Origin of the sequence: Streptomyces hoynatensis, from assembly GCF_003626535.1 — a bacterium.
GTDB lineage: Bacteria > Actinomycetota > Actinomycetes > Streptomycetales > Streptomycetaceae > Streptomyces > Streptomyces hoynatensis.
The window spans coordinates 324,377-344,757 of the sequence record NZ_RBAL01000003.1 but is presented as its reverse complement, the minus strand read 5'-3'; the positions used below and the strand labels follow the sequence as shown (position 1 = coordinate 344,757).

Here is a 20,381-nt window from a genome sequence, read left to right as displayed (position 1 = left end):
GCGAGGCGAGCGGACGTGCGGCGGGGGGCGGCGAGGCGGGGACGGCCGGCGCGCCGGGGGGTCACCGGTCGGAGGGCTCCGCGAGGTGGTCGGCCAGGATGCGCCAGATCTCGGCCGCGAGATCGAGGTTCGAGCTCTCGTGGACCTGCTGCGCCAAGGTACGCAGCCCGGCGATTCCCTCGCTCCGCCGCCCTTCGTGGATGAGGAGCCGGTTGTGCAGGACCTCCAATTTGACCTGGTCGCGAAAGGACAGCCGCAGATCGCTCGCGTGCACGCTGTCGTACAGGGCGCGGGCCTGCTCGGGGCGCCCCTGGGAGAAGGCGAGGTGTGCGCGCAGCGCCTCCAGCTGCTGGCGGTGCTGGGGCTCGCCGACCAGGCCGACGGCCGGCTCGGCCTCGTCCAGCCAGGCGGCGGCGGCCTCGGTGCGCGGCACGGGCAGTTGCAGGCTGAGCGAGGCCGCCGCCAGCCGCAGCCGCATCCACAGCAGGATGTCGTCGCGGCTGTCGAGCCGGCCGAGGGCCTCCTGCAGCAGCTCCTGCGCCGTCGCGTAGTCGCCCTGGCGGACGCAGACGGTGGCGGCGACCCACAGCGCCTGCACCTGGAGCGTGCCCGAGGCGCCGCCGACGAGTTCCCTGAGTTCGTCGGCGTGCGCCCTGGCGTCGGGAACGCGCCCGGTCTCGGCCTCGGCGGAGACCAGGACGAGCAGGGCGGCCGCGACGTCGGAGACCGAGAGCCCGTTCTCCCTGGCGATGCCGAGGGCCTCGGCGGCGAGGGCCCTGGCCTCCTCCATCTCCCCGAGGGTCCGCCTGCACCGGGCGAGTTGGGTGCGGGCGCGGACCTGGAGCTCGGGGACGGCGGGCTCGTCGCTCAGCTCGACGAGCCGGTGCAGATACCCGGCCTCGGCCTCGTGGTCGCCGTGCCGCCGCTTCGCCTCGGCGAGTATCCAATGGGCCTGCCAGAGCAGGGCCGGGTCCTCGTCGCTCGCCGTGGCGACGAGCTTGTCGAGTACCGTCACGGCCTCGGGCGTCTCCCCGTAGGAGGCTTCGGCGATCGCGCGGGCCAGCGAGGGGGTCTCGGTCTCCCGGAACTCGGCCGGCGAGACGCCGAGTCGCTCGGCGAGGTAGGCCACGGCCTGCTTCGTCGGGGGCCGGGCCCCGGACTCAAGGCGTGACAGATAACCGGTGGACATGCCGTCCCCGGCGAGAGACCGTTGCGACAGCCCGCGGGCAAGCCGCATGGCCTTGAGCCTGCGCCCGAACCCTGGTTGCTCCAATGCGTTCATAGTGCCAAACGCTGCCCGACTTGGCAACTTTCCGCAAATCAAGGTCAACAGGCGCCCGCCGGGGCGCGCGGCGAGGGGGCGCCCAGCCACCCCCGGCACCCCTCCCCGGCTTCACAGGCGCACACCCTCAATGCTCGCAAATAGGTCATACCTTCTGTTCCGCCCGCATGGCCTCGGCCGCATTACGGGAAGGCATGTCGAGTCGCGTGTGGGAAAAATTCACTCCCCGCCGAACGGGGGGTGTTGCCATGAAATGGCACACAGTATAACTTCGTTGCGTTCACCCGTTGCCAGGGTTCACGCGGGGGAAGAATGCTGACATCACCGACGGTTATCGCCTCGTCCTTACCCGACGAGGATATCGACTGGCCGCTCCGGCCGGGCTCCGGCCGCAGCAACGCAAGATCCGCCGAGGCAATTCCATCCTCCGCGACGCAGTGCGGCAAAAGACCCGGGGACGGCCTCCGCATACGTGAGAGGAGTGGACTGTTGAACATGCGCACTTTCCCGGGGACGCGCCGGGAAGGAGGCGGGCGGCGGCGGCCGCTTCCCGCGCCGGTTTCCCTCTCCGATGGCGTCGGGCGATGAGTTCACCGCTCCCCCTCATACCGCGTCCCGAGAGCGTCGAGATCCGCCCGGGACACTTCCGTGCCGGCCCGGAAACCGGCGTAAGGGGACCCGCACAGGTCGCCGCTCTGGCACGCGAGGTGCTCGGGATCACCGGCGCAGGAGGCGAGATCGAGTTCCGGCTCGTGGACGAGCCGGAATGGGGAGCCGAGGGCTACCGGCTCAGCGTGAGCGAAACGGGCGTGCGGGCCACGGCGACCGCCGTGCACGGGCTGCGCTGGGCCGTCCAGACCCTGCGGCAGCTGTCGCCTGGCGAGGGCGAGGCCAGGTTCCCGTGCGTGGAGATCACGGACCGGCCCAGGTACCCCTGGCGGGGAGCGCACCTGGACGTCGCCCGCTGGTTCCACCCGCTGCCGTTCCTCCGCCGCTACGTGGACCTGCTCGCGCTGCACAAACTGAACGTGCTGCACCTGCACCTCACGGACGACCAGGGGTGGCGGTTCGAGGTCCGGCGCTTTCCGCGGCTCACCGGGATCGGGGGATTCCGCGCCGGCTCCAGCGCCGGCCACCTGCGGGAGGGCAGGACCGACGGCGTCCCGCACGGGGGCTTCTACACGCAGCGCGAGCTGCGGGACCTCGTCGCCTACGCCGAGGCGCGGGGCGTGAGCGTCATGCCCGAGGTGGACGCGCCCGGGCACATGCAGGCGGCGATCGCCGCGTATCCCTGGCTCGGCAACGACCCGCGGCGCCGGCTGCCGGTGCGCGAGCAGTGGGGCATATCCCGCCACGTGCTCAACGTGTCGGACGAGACGGTCGCCTTCGTCCGGCACGTGCTGGACGAGCTGATGGCGGTCTTCCCCTTCTCCCACGTGCACATCGGCGGCGACGAGGTGCCGGGCGACGAGTGGGCGGACAGCGCGGCGGCCCGCGCGCGCGCCGCGGCGGAGGGGCTGGAGGGCACCGGCCGGCTGCTGGGCTGGTGGTCCCGGCTGCTCGCGTCCCATGTGCAGGCGGCCGGCCGGCGCGCCGCGGTGTGGGACGAAGTCGTCGAGGAAGGCGTCCCCTCGGCGACTGTCTTCGCCTGGCAGGACGCGGGGCGGGTCGAGGCGGCGCTGCGGGCCGGATACGAGGTCGTCGCCGCCCCGTGCGAGTACACGTACCTGGACTACGCGGAGGCCGACTCGCCGGGCGAGCCGCCGGCGATCGGCGGGGGGCTGCCGCTGGAGAAGGTGTACCTGTACCAGCCGCCCCCCGGGGTCCTGGGCGTCCAGGGACAGGTCTGGTGCGAGTACCTGCCGACGACGGACCTGGTCGAGTGGCGCGCCTTCCCGCGCCTCGCCGCCCTCGCCGAGGTCGGGTGGTCCGCGGGGCGCAAGGACCCGGCGGGCTTCCGGCGGCGGCTGCGGGGGCACCTGCCCCTGCTCGACCGCCTCGGCGTCAACTACCGGCCGCTGACGGCGGCATAGCGAGCCCGCCGCCGGCCGCCCGCCGAATGCGGCGGCGGTCGCGCGGCGGGCCGGCGCCCGCGGTCAGCGGAAGACGGGGTGCGTGGCCCCGGGCGGCAGCGAGGCGTCGTAGGCGTCCTGGGCACGTTGCAGCGCGTCGAGGGCGGGCAGCACCGACTCCGCGCTGATGGCCGGCGGGCGCCGCTCGCGCACCGCGGCGGCGAACTCCCGGTCCTGGAGCAGCCAGCTGTCCCGGTTCTCCGTGGGGTCCTGCCTCGGGTCGTAGAGCACGCCGTCCCGGTCGCGCAGCACCCCGTTCTCGATGACGAGGGTGTCCTCCTCGCAGACGAGGACGTAGTCGTAGACCGGGACCCGGCTGTGGTAGGACATGGACACGATCCCCAGCTGGTCCCGGCGGGTCTTGAGCGTGAGGGAGATGTCCATGGGGATGCCGAGCCTGCGGTCGGGCAGCGCGTGCACGGCGGTGACCTCCACCTGCCCCGGCTCCTCGACGCCCAGCAGCCACAGCACCATGTCCGTCGAGTGCTGGCCGTGGTGCCAGAGCAGGTTGTCCGTCCAGGAGCGCACGTAGCCGCCCGAGCCGACGTTCTCCCGCCGCAGCAGGAGGTACCTGGCCGTGATGCTGTGCGGGGTCAGCTCGCCGCGGGCGACGCGCTCGCGCACGGTGCGCAGTGCGGGCTGATAGCGGTGCCCGTGGGCCACCATCAGGGTCAGGCCCAGGTCGCGCGCCGTGCGGGCGAGCCGTGCCCCCTCCGCGTGGCTCATCGCCAGCGGGATCTCCACCAGGACGTGCTTGCCCGCCGCCAGGCAGGCCGCCGCCTGCTCCGCGTGCTGCGGGCTCGGCGTGCAGAGGACCACCGCGTCCACGGCGGGGTCCTGAAGGGCGTGCCGCAGGTGCGTGGAGTGGCGGGCGAAGCCGTGCTTCGCGGCGAAGGCCGCGGCCCGTTCCGGCAGGCGGCCGATCAGCCAGGCCAGCCGGTGCCCCTCGCCGCCCAGGAGCCGGGTGTGGATGCCCGCCGTCTGCCCGTATCCGACGACGGCGATGCCCAGGGAGTCCTTCACCTGGCGCCGCCTTCTCCCGGCCGGTCGAGGCCGAGCAGGGCGAGGCTTTCCGGCTTCAGCCCGGCCTTGATCTCGTCGGGGAGCAGCCGCCAGTCGTAGTTGGGGCGCACGCTCCTGACGGCGTATGCGCTGTGGATGCACCGGCGGGGCGTGTCGCCGCGGTTCTCGCTGCCGCCGTGGATGAGGTGGGAGTTGAAGACGACCACGGCCCCGCGCGGCGCCAGGACCCGGGTCTCGTCGGGATGCGGCCGGAGCGGGTCCACGCACCTGCTCACGTAGGGCTCCGCGGTGAGATGGCTGCCGGGGACCACCCGCGTTCCGTTGGCCTCGGTGAATTCGTCGAGGCACCATATGGTGTTGCAGGTGCGGAACGGCCTGCCGCGCTCGCGCTTCAGGTCGTGGAGCGGTTGTTTTCCATAACCCGGGTCCGCGCGGCGGCCGTTGATGAGGTAGTAGTGGATGTCGTCGCCGAGAACGGCGCGTACGCCGTCCAGCACCAGCGGGTCGAGGAGACATCTTTCGAATATCGTGGAGTAGCGCAGCAGGTTGTCCGTGAAGCGGACCCCGGCCTCTACGGTGTAACGGCGCGGGCGCTGTTTTTCCGCCTCCCACATCTCGTCCGTCTTCTCGCTCAGCAGATCACATTCCTCGGGAGTGAGGACGTCCGGGAGGACGACGTATCCGTCGTCTTCGAGAATCCGGCGCTGCTCCGCGGTCAACGTCGGCCCGCCGGGATCTTCCTGAGGACGGGGGCTCGCCTTCATGATTCTCCTCCCAGGGTTGCCGGGCGTGGTGAAAAGGGGGGTGGGCCTTACCAGGGCAGGGGACCCCGATCGTCGAAGAAACGGCCCGTGGGTCCGTCGTCGGGCAGCAGGGCGAGCGCGACGAGGGCACGCGCTCCTTCGGCGACGGTGCGCGTGCCGCGATGGCCGTTCATGTCGGTCGCCGTGTAGCCGGGGCTCGCCGCGTTGATCTTCACGTGTGCCAGCGCGGGGTCACGGCCGAACGCGCGGGCGTACTGGACGGTGAGCATGTTGAGCGCGGCCTTGGAACTCGCGTAGGCGAGCCGCCGTTCCGCGTCGCCTGGCAGGTCGTGCCCCTCGCTGGTCAGGCCGAGCGAGGCCGTGGTGCTCGACACGTTGACGATGCGGGGGGCGGGGGACCTGCGCAGCAGGGGGAGGGTCTCGTGGATGACGGTGACCACCCCGAAGACGTTCACCTCGAAGACGTGCCGCAGTTCGGCGGCCTTCGTGTCCAGGGCGAGGGCGTCCGCGGTGACCCCGGCGTTGTTGACCAGCACGTCGAGCCGTCCGTACGTGCGCTCAAGCCACGTCGCGGCGGCCCGGACGCCGGCGGGGTCCGTCACGTCGAGCGGGATCGGCACCACCTCGCCCGCCGTGGCGAGTTCCCGTGCGGCCTCGGCGCCGCGCCCGGTGTCGCGGCTGCCGAGGACCACGGTCCAGCCCCCGCGCGCCAGCTGACGCCCGGTTTCCTTGCCCAGCCCTCTGTTGGCCCCGGTGACCAGCGCGACGCCGTTCGATGTCATCGGCAGCTCTTCCCGTCTCTCGGCCGGGGCCTGCCCGCCCCTGGGGGTGACCCGCCCATGACATTGCCACATTCGACAACTTTAGGCAACATGGTAGCCGAATTTGGCAGCACGGGGCCTCGGGCGGCCCCGCGGGGCCCGCCGCGCGGCGCACGGGCCGGCGACGCGCCCTCGGCCCTCTCCCCCCTCGGTTCGGTCAGAAAGGGATGTGCACCATGACTGAGACGCCCACCGTCACGAGCGGTATCGAAGTGAGGCAGCTGGCCGGCAACATCGGCGCCGAGATCACGGGGGTGGACACCAGCGTGCCCCTCGACTCCGGCACCGTCGGGGAGATCCGCCGGGCGCTGCTCGCGCACAAGGTCGTCTTCCTGCGCGACCAGCCCCTGACCTACGCCACGCAGGTCGCCTTCGCCCGGCGGCTGGGCGACCTGGTGTCGGGTCACCCCATCTTCGCGGCCCCGGCGGAGCGGCCCTACCTGCGGGAGATCGACTCGGCGAAGGGCACCCGGGCCAACCACTGGCACACCGACCTCACCTTCGTCGACCGGCCGCCGGCCTTCCTGCTGCTGCACGGCGTGGTGATCCCGCCGGTCGGCGGGGACACGATCTGGGCCAACTCCGTGGCGGCCTACGAGGGTCTGCCGGGCGAGCTGCGCGAGCTCGCCGACCGGCTGCGCATCGTGCACAGCAACGACTCCGACTACACCGACGCCACCATGGCCGCGGGGCGCGACGACTACATCTCCCGCATCTTCGAGGCGGAGCACCCGGCGGTGCACGTCCACCCGGAGACCGGCGAACGGGCGCTGCTGCTCGGCGGCTTCGCCCGCCGGGTGCCCGGGCTCTCCCCCCAGGCGTCCCGCGACCTGATCCGGGTGCTCCAGGAGCACGCGACCACCCCCGAGTACACGGTGCGGTGGTCCTGGCGCGAGGGCGACCTGGCCATCTGGGACAACCGGGCCACCCAGCACTACGCGGTCTACGACTACGGCACCAGGCACCGGCGTTGCGAGCGGGTCTCGGTGGCCGGGGGCGTCACCACCGGGGTGGACGGCCGCCCCGGCGTCATGGTGCGCGGCGATGCCTCCTCCTACTACGCGGGACCCGCCTGATCCCCCGGCTTGCCGCGGGGTGCCTCGACGCCCCGCGGCAAGCCGCGGGTTCACCACCCCCCGCCCTCCGGAAGGACGACGGTGCCCGCGACCCGTTCCGCCTCGGCGCGGATGGCCTTGCGGTAGGGCGCGGAGAAGCCGGAGACCGGCGGCAGGATGCGGCACTCCGCCACCTCGCCGTCCTCGTAGGGCAGGGCCAGGCCGGCCAGCGGCCACACCTCGGCCGGGGAGGCCCCGTCGAACATCGCGAACGGGCCGGGGTCGCCCACCCGCCCCTCCGCGCCCGTCAGGACTCCCACCAGGAGCAGGTCACGCCCGCAGGCCCTCCCGCGGGCCACGCCGAGGGAGCCGGGCGGCCCGCCGGTCACCTTCCGCAGCTCCTCCAGGTACCCGAGGAAGCGGGCGTTGGCCGCCACGTCCCCGAAGGCGTGGGCCAGTTCCACGTCGGGTGCGGGCCATTTCCGCAGGAAGCGCCGGTAGTTGGCCCGCTCCGTGCGCTCGTTGGCCGCCCGGTCGCGCAGGTGCGGCAGGTGGAGGGCGTACACGTCGGGCCGCAGCACGATGGGGGTGTGGGTGGCGCAGATCCGGTAGCCCCACTCCAGGTCGTCGACGCCCCAGCCGTGGAAGCTCTCGTCGAAGTAGAGGCCGTTCGCCCGCACGGTCGCCAGCCGCAGGGCGATCAGCCCGGTCCAGGCGAAGGCCCACGGCACTACGTGGGGGACCAGGAAGCGGGGGTCCCCGCCGGCCCCTCCGGCGCGCCCCAGCTCCTCAAGCGCCGCGCGGTAGTGGGCGTAGGGACGCACGTCCACGGAGGTGACGTCGCGGTCGTTGTTGCCGTAGCCGACCACCTGTCCCACCACGCACACGTCCTGCCCGAATGAGAAGTGCCGGTCGTAGAGGTTTTGCAGGGCCCCGGGGGCCAGCAGCGTGTCGGCGTCCATCTGCACGACGACCTCGCCCGTGGCCTGCCGCATGCCCAGGTTCCTCGCGCGCGGGATCTCGAACTCCGCGGCCGAGAGCACCGACACGATGTTGAGCCGGCCGGTGAACTCCCGGCAGGCTCCGACGTACTCCTCGGAGTACTCCATGGCGCCCACCAGGACCTCGAACTCGGAGCCGTCCATGGTCTGGTGGGCGAGGGCCTCGAAGACGGTCCTGAGGTTGGCCAGGCGCCCCTTGTACGGGATCACCAGGCTGAGCTTGACGTCGTTCACGGACCCTCCTCCGGTCAGGGCCGAACCGCCCCGGGGCGCGAGCCCGGCATGGTCACCTTGGGCAAAAACCTTGCCTCAGGGTGCCAAGAAATGGCAACCTCATGGGGCGTGCCGCCGGCGCACGCCGGCCGCCGCCCGGCCCACCTCCACCGCGACACGGGAGTTCCCTTGACCGACATGGGCACCGCATCGTCCGCAGCACCGCGCGACCTCCGTGACACCGGCAGCCCGATCCGCGCCGAGGGCAGCTGGCTGTTCGACGAGGAAGCGGGAGACACCGCCGCCGACTCCTCGGGCAACGGCCGCCACCTCACCGGCGTCGATCCCGCGGCGTGGACCGCGGGCGGCAGATTCGGCGGCGCGATCCGCATCGGGGGCACCGCAGCCGGCCCGGTCACCGCGCACCCGCCGCTGCGGACCGACGCCGGCTTCAGCGTCTCGGCGTGGCTGCGCCTGGACGGCGCCGCGCTCGGCGGCCGGCTGCGGATGCCGGAGGGCGAGCACGCCTGGACGGCGGTGAGCCAGAACGGCCCCTCGCACAGCCCCTTCTACCTCGGGGTCCGCAGGTTCCCCGAGGCAGTCCCCGGCGGCGGCACCGGCTCCGTGCTGCGCTGGTGCTTCACCAGCGCCCCGGTCGACGGAAGCGTCACCGGCCTGCTGGAGTGGCAGCACGCACGCTCCGCCACGCCCCTGACCGAAGCCGACCTCGACCGGTGGGTGCTGCTGGTCGCGGCCTTCGACGTGGCCGGCCGCAGGACCCGCCTTTACCTGCCCGAGCGGCGGGAGCAGGGGGAGGCGCAGCTGCCCGCGGAGTGGACGTACTGGCAGGCCGGGGGCGGCCTCCAGATCGGCCACGGCCGCTACCTCGACCACCCCGCCGACCTGTGGCCCGGCTCGGTCGGACCGGTGCATGCCTTCTCCGGCGTGCTCACGGCCCAGGACGCCGCGCAGCTCGCCGCCACGGGCGCCCCGGCCCGCCGCTGACGTGCCGCCGTCCCCGTACGGCGAGTTGCTCGGCCTCGCGCTGCGCGCCGCGCGCAGCGGGGCGTCCGAGATCGCCGCACGCGCCGGCCGCCCCACCGGGGTGCGGCTCAAGTCCCAGCCGACCGACCCCGCCACCGACGCGGACCGGGCGAGCGAGTCGGCCATCCGGCGGCTGATCGCGGCCGAGCGTCCGGGCGACGGCCTCATCGGGGAGGAGGGGGAGGACCGGCCGCCGGACAGCGGCGTGCGGTGGACGATAGACCCGCTCGACGGGACGGTGAACTACCTGTACGGCATCCCGCACCACGTCGTGAGCATCGCCTGCGAGGAACGCGCCGCCGGCCGCTGGCGGACGGTCGTCGGCGTGGTCCACGACCCCGCGCGGGCCGAGACGTTCACCGCCGTGCGGGGCGGCGGCGCGCGTCTCAACGGCGCGGCAATCGCGGTGAACGACGCGGTCGGCCTGCCCCTCGCCCTGGTCGCCACCGGGTTCTCCTACCGGCCCGGCTCCCGGGCGCGGCAGGCCGCGGTGCTGCCCCGCCTGCTGCCCCGGGTGCGGGACCTCAGGTCGAGCGGCAGTTCCGCGCTCGACCTGTGCTGGACCGCCGCCGGCCGGTACGACGGCTTCTACGAGGACGAGCTCTTCCCCTGGGACTGGCGGGCCGGGGCGCTCCTCGTGCGGGAGGCGGGCGGGGTCGTCTCCCCCCTCGGCTCGGGCGTCCTGGCCGCCGGGCCTGCCCTGTACGGTGACCTGCGGGAGCTGCTGTCGGCCGCCCGCCCTCCCCGCTCACCACGCCGCGAGGCGCACCGGCCTCCTGATCCGGAAGGGATTTCGTGACCGCAGGAAAGCTGCACGCGAACGAGATCGACATCGACGTGGCCCTCGTGGGCGACCTCGTCGCCGCCCAGTTCCCGCAGTGGGCGGGACTCCCCCTGAAGCCGGTCCCCTCGGCCGGCACGGACAACGCCATCTACCGGCTCGGCCAGGACATGGCCGTACGGCTCCCCCGCATTCCCGGCGCCGCCGGGCAGGTGGACAAGGAACAGACCTGGCTGCCGCGGCTCGCCCCCGGCCTGCCGCTGCAGATCCCGCTGCCCCTCGGGAAGGGCAAACCCGGCGGGGGCTACCCGTGGAACTGGTCGGTGTACCGGTGGCTTGAGGGCGAGAACGCCACCCTGGACAACGTCACCGGCAGGCAGGAGGTGGCCCGGGACCTGGCCGGCTTCATCACCGCCCTCGGCCGCGCCGACGCGAGCGGCGGCCCCGCCCCCGGGCACCACAACTTCTTCCGGGGCGTGCCCCTGGCCGACCGGGACGCGAACGTCCGCCGGGCCCTCGCCGACCTGGAGGGCGTCATCGACACGGCCGCCGCCACCGCGGCCTGGGAAAGCGCCCTCGCGGCCCCGGCCTGGTCCGGCCCCGGCGTCTGGGTCCACGGCGACCTGTCGGCCGGCAACCTCCTGGTGCGCGAGGGACGGCTCAGCGCCGTCATCGACTTCGGCGGCCTCGGCGTCGGCGACCCGGCGTGCGACCTGCTCATCGCCTGGGAGTACTTCACCGGGGACAGCCGGGACGCCTTCCGGGCGGCGCTCGGGGCCGACGAGGCGACCTGGGCGCGCGGCCGCGGCTGGGCCCTGTCGGTGGCCCTCATCGCCCTCCCCTACTACCTGCACAGCAGCCCGGTGATCACCCGGCGCGCCCGGCACATGATCGGCGAGGTGCTCGCCGACCTCGGGTAGCCGGCCCGGCCAATCCCCCCCGCGGGATAATGGAGTTGTCCTCTCCGGGCCGGGTCTGGTCTACTCTCGGTGGTCGCCCGGAGCTCGTGGGTGACTGCGCGCGGCACACCCGCCCGCGGCCGGCAAACCCTACGCCTGAGGTGCCTCGCTTCGTGTCGACGATGCCCGCGAGCAAGACCGCCCTGAAGGCGCTGCACCCCGGCTCCCGCCTCCTCGTGGCGCTCGGTGCCGCGATCCTGGCCGGCACGGCGCTGCCGCTGATGGCGCCGCTGCTGACGCGCCGGTTCGTCGACGACGCCCTCGGCGGCGCGGGCACGGGACACCTGCTGCTCATCGCCTCCGCCTACCTGGGGCTCGCCCTGGCCGGCCAGGGGGTTTCCCTGGCCGGCGCCTGGCTGGCGAGCCGCGTGGCGTGGGACGGCACCAACCGGTTGCGCGTGCGGCTCGCCGCGCACGCCCTGGGGCTCGACATGGGCTTCCACGGCAGGCACTCGCCGGGCGAGATGATCGAGCGGGTGGACGGCGACGTGGTCGCCATCGCGGACTTCGTCGTGGCCTTCCTGCTCGACGTCGTGGCCGGCGCCCTCCTCCTGACCGGCGTGGTCGCGATCGTGCTCACCGTGGACCCGGCGGTGGGCGGGGCGCTGCTGATCTGCTACGCGGCGATCGGCCTTGGCATGGCCCGCGCCCAGCGCAGGGCCGTGCCCTCGGGCGAGCGGACCCGGCAGCAGAGCGCGGCGCTCTTCGGCTTCCTGGAGGAACGCGTCGCGGGCGCGGGGGACATCAGGGCCAACGGCGCCGGGGAGCACACGGTGAACCGCCTCCACGAGGCCAGTTCCGCGACATACCGGGCGTGGTTTCGGTCCGAGCGGATCGGCAGCGGCATCGTCGGCGCCACCTCGGTGGCCTTCGCCTGCGGCACCGCGCTGGTGCTCGGCCTCGCCGCCTGGCGCAGCGCGTCGGGCACCATCACGGTCGGCACCGCCGTGCTGCTGTTCCAGTACACCCAGATGGTGCGCGCGCCGCTGGAGCGGCTGATCGACCAGCTGAAGCAGTATCAGCGGGCGCTGGCGGGCGTGGCGCGGGTGGCCGGGCTGCTGGCGGAGCGCCGTACGCTTCCCGAGCCGGCCGCCCCGGTGCCGCTGCCCGCGGAGGGCCCCCTCGCCCTGCGGCTCGAGGGGGTGAGCTTCGCGTACGGCGAGAAGACGGTCCTGTCCCGGGTCACGCTCTCGCTGGCGCCCGGCGAGACGCTGGGCCTGGTGGGCCGCACCGGGAGCGGCAAGACCACCCTCGGGCGGCTCGTCCTGCGGCTCCACGATCCGGCGCGGGGCGCGGTCCTCGTCGGCGGGGTGGACCTGCGCGAGGCCGATCCCGGCTCGCTGCGGCGGCGGATCTGCCTCGTGCCCCAGGACGTCCAGGTGTTCGCGGCCAGCGTCCGCGACAACCTGACCCTCTTCCGCGAACCGGGCGACGACGCCAGGCTGCGCCGCGTCCTGGAGGAGGTCGGCCTCGGCGAGTGGCTGGCCGGCCTGCCCGCCGGTCTCGACACCGAGCTGGAAGGCGCGTCCGCGCTGTCGGCGGGCGAGGCCCAGCTGCTCGCCTTCGCCCGCGCCTTCCTCACCGAGCCGGGGCTCGTCGTGCTGGACGAGGCGTCCAGCCGCCTCGACCCGGCCTCGGAGCGGCGCGTCGAGCGGGCCATGGACCGGCTGCTTGCCGCCCGCACCGGACTGCTGATCGCCCACCGGCTCTCCTCGCTGTCCCACGTGGACACGATCGCCGTCGTCGAGGACGGCGCGATCGTCGAGTACGGCCGGCGCGAGGCGCTGGCCGCGGACCCGGAGAGCCGCTTCGCCCGCCTGCTGGAGATGGCCCGTTGACGACGATGCCCAAGACGACTCCGACGGCCCCGGTGCCCCCGGCGGCGGAGCGGCGGCGCTCCCGCGACCGGCGGGAGGAGGAGGCGACGCCCGTCCTGCCGGCCCTGCGCGACCTGGCCCGGGCGGCCGGGCTGCGGAGGTTCGTGGCCGGCGCGCTGCTGTGGCTGCCGGTCAGCGTGATCCCGCTCGCCTCCGGGCTGGTCATGAAGGCGCTCTTCGACCGGATCAGCGACGGCCAGCGGGCAGGACTCGACCAGGCGCTGTGGCTGTGCGCGGCGTTCGTGGGCGTCGAGGCGGTGCGCGGCGTGCTCCTGTGGGTCGCCTGGACCCACGGCGTCTACTGGTGGAACGCCGCGGTCACCGTCCTGCGCGTCAACGTGATGCGCACGATCCTCACCGGCGGGACCCGCAGGCTGCCGCGTTCCTCCGGCGGGGCGGTCTCCCGGCTGCGCGACGACGTGGAAGACCTGGCCCAACTCGCGGACAACGCCGTTCCGTTGCTCGGCACCGCGGTGTTCAGCGCGGGCGCGCTCGCGATCATGGCCACCATCGACCCCCTGGTCACGCTGGTCCTGGTGCTGCCGATGATCGCCGTCGCGGTGCTGAGCCGGGCGCTGCATCGCGTCGTGCGGCGGCTGCACGCGCACGCCAGGGAGCGGGGGATGGCCGTCACGGCGCACATCGGCCAGATCTTCTCCGGGGTGCTGACGATCAAGGCGGCCGGGGCCGAGCCTGCCCTGCTGGAGCGCCTGCGGCGGCACAACCGCGGGCGGCGCGAGGCCGCGGTCCGCGACCGGCTGGTGACCTCCATGCTGGACGGCGCGACGAACGCCACGGTCGAGATCTCCCTCGGCGTCGTCCTGCTGCTCGCCGCGCCCTCGATGCGCAGGGGCGAGTTCACGGTGGGGGACTTCGCGCTGTTCACGAGCTACATCGGGTGGCTGACGGCGCTGCCGCGCGTCGTCGGGTCCACCCTCTACCGGCTGCCGCAGGCGAGCGTCGCCATCGACCGCCTCACCGCGCTGATGGGCGAGGGGTCCTCGCCCGCCGACCTGTCCCGGCCCACGCAGATCTGGTTCCGCGGCGCGCCGCCGCCGGCCGCCGCGCCCCCGGAGCGGGAGGAGCTGCACGTCCTGGAGGCGCGCGGGCTGACGGTGGACCACGGCGGAGGCGGACGGGGGGTGCACAAGGTCGACCTCCGGCTTCCGCGGGGTTCGTTCACGGTCGTCACCGGCGCCGTCGGGGCGGGCAAGACGACGCTGCTGCACGGGCTGCTCGGCCTCGTTCCGCTGGACGCGGGCGAGATCCTGTGGAACGGCCGGGTGGTGGAGGACCCGGGTGCGTTCATGGTGCCGGGGCGGGTGGCCTACGTCGGCCAGGTGCCGCGGCTGTTCTCCGGTTCCCTGCGGGAGAACCTGCTGCTCGGCTGGCCCGCCGACGCGCAGGCGACCGGCCGCGCGCTGGGCCGGGCCGTCTTCGAGCGCGACCTGGCGGGCATGCCCGAGGGCCTGGACACGGTCGTCGGGCCCCGCGGCATGCGGCTCTCCGGCGGGCAGGCGCAGCGGGTGACCGCGGCCAGGGCGCTGGTCCGGGAGCCGGAACTGCTGGTGGTCGACGACCTGTCCTCCGCGCTGGACGTGGAGACGGAGCGGCTGCTGTGGCGCCGGAACACCGGCGGCACGCTGCTGGTCGTCTCGCACCGCCGGGCCGTGCTGGAGCGCGCGGACCGGATCGTCGTCCTGGAGCGGGGCCGGGTCGCCGGCGAGGGACGGCTCGGCGAACTGCTGGCGGACTGCGCGGAGATGCGGCGGCTGTGGGAGGCCGACGCGGCGGGTCAGCGGCCGGTGGCCGACTGAGGGACGCCGGGAGCCGGGGCGGCGAACTCGGCGTAGAGGGCGCGCAGCGGGTTCTGCGGGAAGCCCTCGTGCCAGGGCTTGACCTGCCCCACGTAGTGCACGATGCCCTCGCGGCGCGTCAGGTAGTCGAGCCGGCCGTTGCCGAACTTGCCGAGGCGGCGGTGCTCGATCATCTTGTTCCACTTCATGGGCAGGCTGCGCCAGCGGCCCGAGAACAGGATGTTCAGGACGGCCTGGTCGAGGTCGCGCAGGGTCCTGCCGTAGCGTTCGAAGAGCCGTATGCCGCGGCCGGTCATGTCCTCGGCGCGCCAGACGTTCATGTCCACGAGCAGGACGCCGGCGTTGAAGTAGCCGGGCGGGGCCGCGCCGTGCTCCCGCTGCTCGGCCGTGCCGTCCTCGGAGAGGACCAGGGAGCGGGTGGGCCCCACCTCGTTGACGACGGCCGCCAGGCCGCCGGGACCCGGATCGGTGTGGTAGAGGCGGGAGGGGTCCTCCAGGACCAGGGTGTCGGCGTCGAGGTAGAGGACGCGTGCGACGTCCTCGGGGATCACGCTGCCCAGGTGCAGCCTGCCGAGGGTCGCCGAGGTGAACCACTTGTGCTGCGGCATGACGAGCCGGTCGGGGACCTGGTGCACCGTGACCTCGCCGAGCGGGCCGAGGCGCTCTTCCACGGCCCCGCGGCCGGCCGGGCTGAGGCCGGCGTCGATGACGTGGAACCGGATCGGGGTGCGCTCCCCTGCGCCGCGCCTGACGGACCTGGCCGTCGCCACCACGCCGGGGAGGTAGAGGTCGTCGATCGCGAATACCACGTTCAGCGCTTGCTGCGGCATGGCCTTCCCTTCGGGGACGGGTCGCGGGGTGGGTGGGGGCGGGCGGCTAGCGATAGGCCCGCAGCTGCGTCCGGTAGAGCTCGGCGTACTCTCCGCCCGCGGACAGCAGCTCTTCGTGGGTTCCCTGTTCGGTGATGCGGCCGTCGCCGACGACGACGATCAGGTCGGCCGTGTGGATGGTCGAGAAGCGGTGGGAGACCAGGGCCGTGACGGCGCCGCGGCCGGCCGACTCGCGCGTCTGGCGCAGGAAGAGCTCGTACAGCTCGTGTTCGGCCTGTGGGTCGAGCGCGGCGGTGGGCTCGTCGAGCAGCAGGAACAGCGGGGCCCGGCGCATGAAGCCCCGGCCCAGGGCCACCCGCTGCCACTGGCCGTGGGAGAGTTCGGCGCCGCCGAAGGTCTTTCCCAGCTGGGTCTCCAGTCCGTGCGGGAGCTCCTCGGCGAGGCGGGAGGCGTGTGCCCGGCCGAGCGCGGCGGCGACCCGGGTGCCGTCGTGCAGGTCCGGCAGGTGGCCGGCGCCGACGGATTCCCGCAGGGGGGTCTGGAGCTTCAGGAAGTCCTGCAGGACGCCGGTGCACACGGCGGCCCAGGAGCCCGGGTCGAGTTCCCGCAGGTCGACGCCGTCGACGGTGATCCGGCCCGACGTCGGGTGGTGCACGCCCGTCAGGAGCTTGACCAGCGTGCTCTTCCCGGCCCCGTTGGCGCCCGCGATGCCCAGGGAGGTGCCCCTGGGGATGGTCAGGCTGACGTTGCTGAGGGCGGGGGCGGTGGCGCCGGGGTAGGTGAACGAGACGTCGTGCAGCTCGATTCCCCGGCGCAGGCGCGTGGGCGCGGGGGTGCGCCCGCCGCGGGCGGTGCGCGCGTAGTCCAGGAGCCAGCGGTGATGTTCGGCGATCCGCCCGCCGTTAGCGACCTGGGTGAGGGTGTCGACCGCGAGCTGCTGCTGCGCCCGGAGCTGGCCGGCCAGCGAGATGACGAGGACGGCGTCGCCCGGGGTGGCCCCGCCCGTCCGCAGCAGGCGCCCGATCCAGGCGAGGGCCGCGGCCAGCGCCGCGCAGTACAGCACCCAGCCGCCGATCTCGTGGCCGAGCCCGCGCATCCGGGCGCGGGCCTCGTGGCGCGCGCCCCTGGCCCACAGGGCGTTGGCGTGCTCGTCCAGCCGCGGGCCGTTTCCCGAGACCCAGACCTCCTTGGCGGTGTGCGGCCGCAGGCACAGCTCGTGCAGCGCGGCCTCCTGGCGGAAGTCCTCGACGGTGGCGTCCGCCGCCTCCTGCTGCATCCGCTTGGCGCGGTTGGTCAGGGGCAGGATCGGCACCGCGCTCAGGGCGAGGAGGGCCAGCAGCGGGTGGATGCCGGCGAGGAGCCAGACGCTCATCGCGATGCCGGCGGTCGCGGACAGCGCGTAGGCGGCCGCCCAGCCGGTGTTGGTGAGGGCGAGCGTGCCGCGGCGGAGCATGACGACGCGGTTGACGAACTCGTTGCGCTCCAGGTGGGCGATGGTGGGGATGCCGGCGGCGGCCTCGGCGATCTCCTGTTCCAGCGCGAGCTGCACCCGGTTGCACAGGTCGTTCCTGAGGTTGACGGAGATGCGCTGGCCGACCGTCTGGAGCGCGAAGCAGGCCGCGCCGAGGAGGACGGCCCCCAGCACGCCCGAGGCGAGGTTGAGTCCCGCGGCGTCCACGAGCCGGCGCTGGCTGAGCGCGGTGAGGGAGACGAGGCCGGCCTGGAGCGCCACGAGGACGGCGACGGCGAGCGTCACCTTCCGGTCGGCCCGGAAGCTCAGCGCGAGGGTGTGACGGGTCATCCGCAGGCTGTTCCGCATGCTCAACGGGGGGTTCCCTCCGGTGCGGGCGGGGGGCCGGCGAAGCGCGCGGCCTGGAGCCGGAACAGCCGGGCGTACTCGCCGTCCCGCCTGAGGAGGTCGGTGTGGCTGCCGTCCTCCATGATCCGCCCGTCCTGGAGCAGCACGATGCGGTCGGCGGCGCGCACCGTGGAGAGGCGGTGGGAGATGAGCAGGACGGAGGCCTCCCCGACCGCGCCGACCACGCGGCCGTAGAACTCGGCCTCGCCCCTGACGTCGAGATGGGCGGTCGGCTCGTCGAGCACCACCAGGCGCCGGCCCCTGGAGACGGCGTACAGGGCGCGCACGGCGGCGAGCCGTTGCCACTGCCCGCCGGAGAGTCCGCGTCCCTCGCTGCCGGTCTGCCACAGCACCGTGTCGAGGCCGGCCTCAAGGGAGGTCAGGACCCCGGCGAGTCCTCCGGCGCGCAGCAGGCCCTCCAGTTCCGCGTCCGTGACGTCCGCCTCCGGGGCCGCCAGGGTGATGTTCTCGCGGAGGGTCAGCGGGTAGCGGACGAAGTCCTGGAAGAGGACGGTCAACCGGTCGCGCCAGGCCGCGGGGTCGAGGGTGCGGAGGTCGGCGCCGCCCACGGTGATCCGCCCGGCCGTCGGCGTGTAGAGGCCGGCCAGCAGCTTGATCAGGGTGGTCTTGCCGGCGCCGTTCACGCCGACGATCGCCAGCCGCTCGCCCGGCCTGAGGGTGAGGTTCAGGTCGCAGAGCACCGGCCGGGAGGCGCCGGGGTAGGTGAACGTCACGTGTTCGAAGCGCACTTCCGGCACCCCGGGAGCGGGGCTTGCGGTGCCCTTGGCCGGCGGGCGGACTGCTTCCAGGGTGCGCAGGGCGTGGTGGGCGGTCTTCCCGTACTCGATGTCGTAGGACTCGTTTCCCATGTCGGTGACGGCGAAGATCCCCCAGGCGGCGACCAGGCAGAACGCGAGCGTGCCGACGTCGATCCGGTCGCCGAGGACCGCGGCGCCCGGGACGCCGAGGGCAAGCCCGGCGCTGACCACGGCGATCGTCATCGACAGCTTCTGGCGCCGCAGCACGTTCCGCCGGATGCGCCAGTAGTCGGCCAGCCAGGCGTAGTGCGCCGCCAGGCGGCGCTCGCTCACCCAGCCGGCCAGGCCGAAGAGCCGCAGTTCCGTGCCCGCTTCGGGGCCGGTGGCCAGGTCGGCCCAGAAGTCGACCTTGCGGCGCTCCGGCGTCGCGGCGTCCTTCACGTTCTCCAGGAACAGCCACTGCCGCAGCGTGATGGACCGCGCCACGAGCGAGAGCACGACCAGCGCGCAGGCCAGGACGGGGAAGTGGACGGCGAGGGCGATGCCCATCGCGAGGGCGGAGAGCATGCGTCCGGCGATCTCCACCTGGCCCACGGCGGCCAGGCCCGGGGAGCGCTCCCGCCAGGCGATCCCCTGGTCCGCCGCCCGCGAGGCGACGTCCTGGAACTCCGGGTCCTCCAGGTGGGAGATGCCGGCGGGGCGGAGCGCGACGCGGCGCATGCGGGACCGGGCGGAGCCGTCGATCTGCTGTGCCAGCGACAGCTTGCAGGCGCGCCCGGTGATCTCCGCGGCCTGCCGCAGCAGCAGCACGGCGGCGAAGCCCGCGGCCGGCAGGACGAAGCCGCCCTCGCCGCTCACCAGCACGTCGACGAGCGCCTGGGCGAAGACGGCGGTCAGCGGCGCGGCGGCGATCTCCAGGAGCGTGGCCAGGAGGACGGCGGTCAGCAGGCGGCGGCTGCCGTAGCCGAGCAGCGCGAGGAACTGCCGGCGTTCCGCGGCGGAGGCACGGAGGCGGGCCCAGCCCAGGTCGCGCGGCGAGAACGCGGGGTAGGGCACGGGGCTCCTCACGCGCTCACCCCCTCGCCTCGGCCCGCGGTGTTCCCTCCAGCCGGTCGAGGACCGAGGTGAACAGGGGGGCGTAGCGGCCGAGGTTGTCGAGTGCGCGTGCCGTCTTGCCGTCTGCCTGGCTGGAGGAGAAGTAGTGGCACAGGACGCGGCGGTCGGCGGGGGGCAGCCATTCCCAGGGCCCGGAGCGGTATGCCTCGCCGAGGGAGCGCACCGAGTCGCCGAGCCTGCCGCCCAGCACCGAGTAGAACATCTGCGTCACGTGGCGCGGCCGGAACAGGATGTCGCGCGGCGTGCGCCCCATCATCTCCTCGAGGTAGTCCGGGTCGAAGAAGCGCTCGCGGTCGGCGCACATGAATCCGCAGCACATCTCCGGCACATGGGGGACGGAGGGCAGCGCCTCCGGAATCCAGTTCACCCCCATGGGGCCGCGGCCGTGGTCGAACTGCTCGTAGGAGTAGAGGAACAGGTCCCGCTCCGAGGAGTCGGCGCTCCAGCGCATCAGTTCGGTGGGCGTGCCGGCGAAGACGATGTCGCTGTCCATTCCGATGATCTTCCGGGTCCCGCCGAGGAGGAAGTAGTCGACGAGCTGGAGGATGCGCACGTTGTGCCGCCTGACCTCGAGCAGCAGCGGGCAGTGGGCCAGCCGCTCCTCGACGGCGGCGTCCGCGGTCGCGCGGGGCACCACCCGGACGTCGCGCACGTGCCGCCGCAGCGTCGCGGTGTCCTCGGGCGTGAGCGTGCCGTCGTCGTGCACCACGGCGGTGAAGCCCGGCCAGAAGTGGGCGAGGGACTTGACGGCGAAGAGGTACAGCGGCACGTGCTCGGTGGAGACCAGGGAGTGGACCTCGACGCCGGCGCTGCCGTCCGGCCGGGCCGGCGGGGAGGCGAAGATTCCGTGGAACAGTTCCTCAGCCGAGCGGGACCCGCCGCCCTCATCCGACATCTCTGCTCTCTTTCCCGTGGTGTGCCACAGATGACAAAGGTGTACCCAGCGGCCGGGCAGCCCCGGTGCCGCCGGGGGCTCGGCCCCGGGCGGCCGGAGGCCCGTTGCCCCTTCCGTCACGAGGCTAGAGACCCCCTCAGATCTTGGCAAGCACTTGACACAGATAGGCAACATGTGGTGTCTGATGGGGTACGTCTTCCCAGCGCAGCGTGAAC

The 20,381-nt window shown here is 73.6% G+C and carries 16 protein-coding genes; 7 read left to right on the top strand and 9 right to left on the bottom strand.

Going from position 1 to position 20,381, the window contains the following annotated elements:
- Positions 1 to 61 precede the first annotated feature (61 nt).
- Positions 62 to 1,282: a helix-turn-helix domain-containing protein gene (locus tag D7294_RS07355; RefSeq protein WP_120676775.1), complete on the bottom strand. Its 1,221-nt coding sequence runs from the start codon at positions 1,280 to 1,282 to the stop codon at positions 62 to 64.
- A gap of 584 nt (positions 1,283 to 1,866) precedes the next feature.
- Here D7294_RS07355 and D7294_RS07350 point away from each other — a divergent pair.
- Positions 1,867 to 3,315 carry a beta-N-acetylhexosaminidase gene (locus D7294_RS07350; protein ID WP_120676773.1) on the top strand — a complete coding sequence of 483 codons (1,449 nt, stop codon included), beginning with the start codon at positions 1,867 to 1,869 and terminating at the stop codon, positions 3,313 to 3,315.
- A 63-nt stretch (positions 3,316 to 3,378) separates the two neighbouring features.
- Here D7294_RS07350 and D7294_RS07345 read toward each other — a convergent pair whose 3' ends face one another.
- Genes D7294_RS07345 through D7294_RS07335 form a run of 3 tightly spaced genes read right to left on the bottom strand, consistent with a single transcriptional unit; the run spans position 3,379 to position 5,923 of the window.
- Positions 3,379 to 4,377, bottom strand: a complete 999-nt coding sequence (locus D7294_RS07345) for a Gfo/Idh/MocA family protein (RefSeq protein ID WP_158674578.1) — start codon at positions 4,375 to 4,377, stop codon at positions 3,379 to 3,381.
- Positions 4,374 to 5,141: a phytanoyl-CoA dioxygenase family protein gene (locus D7294_RS07340; RefSeq protein WP_120676769.1), complete on the bottom strand. Its 768-nt coding sequence runs from the start codon at positions 5,139 to 5,141 to the stop codon at positions 4,374 to 4,376. The genes D7294_RS07345 and D7294_RS07340 overlap by 4 nt, the downstream gene beginning before the upstream one ends.
- Positions 5,142 to 5,188: 47 nt before the next feature.
- Positions 5,189 to 5,923, bottom strand: coding sequence for an SDR family oxidoreductase (locus D7294_RS07335; RefSeq protein ID WP_120676767.1), 735 nt, complete (start codon positions 5,921 to 5,923; stop codon positions 5,189 to 5,191).
- A 215-nt stretch (positions 5,924 to 6,138) separates the two neighbouring features.
- On the opposite strand from D7294_RS07335, the gene D7294_RS07330 reads away from it, so the two are divergent.
- Entirely contained in the window at positions 6,139 to 7,038 is a 900-nt protein-coding gene (locus D7294_RS07330; protein ID WP_120676765.1) for a TauD/TfdA dioxygenase family protein, read from the top strand.
- Between the two features lie 50 nt (positions 7,039 to 7,088).
- On the opposite strand, the gene D7294_RS07325 is transcribed toward D7294_RS07330, so the two are convergent.
- A complete protein-coding gene (locus tag D7294_RS07325) occupies positions 7,089 to 8,252 on the bottom strand; it encodes a glycosyltransferase family 2 protein (RefSeq protein ID WP_120676763.1) in 1,164 nt (387 codons plus the stop codon).
- A gap of 177 nt (positions 8,253 to 8,429) precedes the next feature.
- On the opposite strand from D7294_RS07325, the gene D7294_RS07320 reads away from it, so the two are divergent.
- From D7294_RS07320 to D7294_RS07300, 5 genes are all read left to right on the top strand, one after another.
- A complete protein-coding gene (locus D7294_RS07320) occupies positions 8,430 to 9,236 on the top strand; it encodes a LamG domain-containing protein (protein ID WP_158674577.1) in 807 nt (268 codons plus the stop codon).
- Between the two features lies 1 nt (position 9,237).
- Positions 9,238 to 10,074 (top strand): inositol monophosphatase family protein, encoded by an 837-nt coding sequence (locus tag D7294_RS07315; RefSeq protein ID WP_241562169.1) that lies wholly within the window; start codon positions 9,238 to 9,240, stop codon positions 10,072 to 10,074.
- The gene (locus tag D7294_RS07310) at positions 10,071 to 10,976 is read left to right on the top strand and encodes an aminoglycoside phosphotransferase family protein (protein ID WP_120676758.1); all 906 of its coding nucleotides are present in this window, start codon (positions 10,071 to 10,073) and stop codon (positions 10,974 to 10,976) included. Before D7294_RS07315 ends, D7294_RS07310 begins: the two co-directional genes overlap by 4 nt.
- Before the next feature lie 161 nt (positions 10,977 to 11,137).
- Entirely contained in the window at positions 11,138 to 12,853 is a 1,716-nt protein-coding gene (locus D7294_RS07305; protein WP_120676756.1) for an ABC transporter ATP-binding protein, read from the top strand.
- 5 nt (positions 12,854 to 12,858) lie between these two features.
- Positions 12,859 to 14,709 carry an ABC transporter ATP-binding protein gene (locus tag D7294_RS07300; RefSeq protein ID WP_206619481.1) on the top strand — a complete coding sequence of 617 codons (1,851 nt, stop codon included), beginning with the start codon at positions 12,859 to 12,861 and terminating at the stop codon, positions 14,707 to 14,709.
- Here D7294_RS07300 and D7294_RS07295 read toward each other — a convergent pair.
- The 4 genes from D7294_RS07295 to D7294_RS07280 are packed head-to-tail and all read right to left on the bottom strand — an operon-like array spanning position 14,688 to position 20,166.
- A complete protein-coding gene (locus D7294_RS07295) occupies positions 14,688 to 15,539 on the bottom strand; it encodes a glycosyltransferase family 8 protein (protein ID WP_120676754.1) in 852 nt (283 codons plus the stop codon). The two genes, D7294_RS07300 and D7294_RS07295, sit on opposite strands and share 22 nt — an antisense overlap.
- A 46-nt stretch (positions 15,540 to 15,585) precedes the next feature.
- Positions 15,586 to 17,358, bottom strand: coding sequence for an ABC transporter ATP-binding protein (locus tag D7294_RS07290; protein WP_120676752.1), 1,773 nt, complete (start codon positions 17,356 to 17,358; stop codon positions 15,586 to 15,588).
- A 2-nt stretch (positions 17,359 to 17,360) separates the two neighbouring features.
- Positions 17,361 to 19,223 (bottom strand): ABC transporter ATP-binding protein, encoded by a 1,863-nt coding sequence (locus D7294_RS07285; RefSeq protein WP_147450784.1) that lies wholly within the window; start codon positions 19,221 to 19,223, stop codon positions 17,361 to 17,363.
- A 4-nt stretch (positions 19,224 to 19,227) separates the two neighbouring features.
- Positions 19,228 to 20,166: a hypothetical protein gene (locus D7294_RS07280; RefSeq protein WP_120676748.1), complete on the bottom strand. Its 939-nt coding sequence runs from the start codon at positions 20,164 to 20,166 to the stop codon at positions 19,228 to 19,230.
- Positions 20,167 to 20,381: the final 215 nt, after the last annotated feature.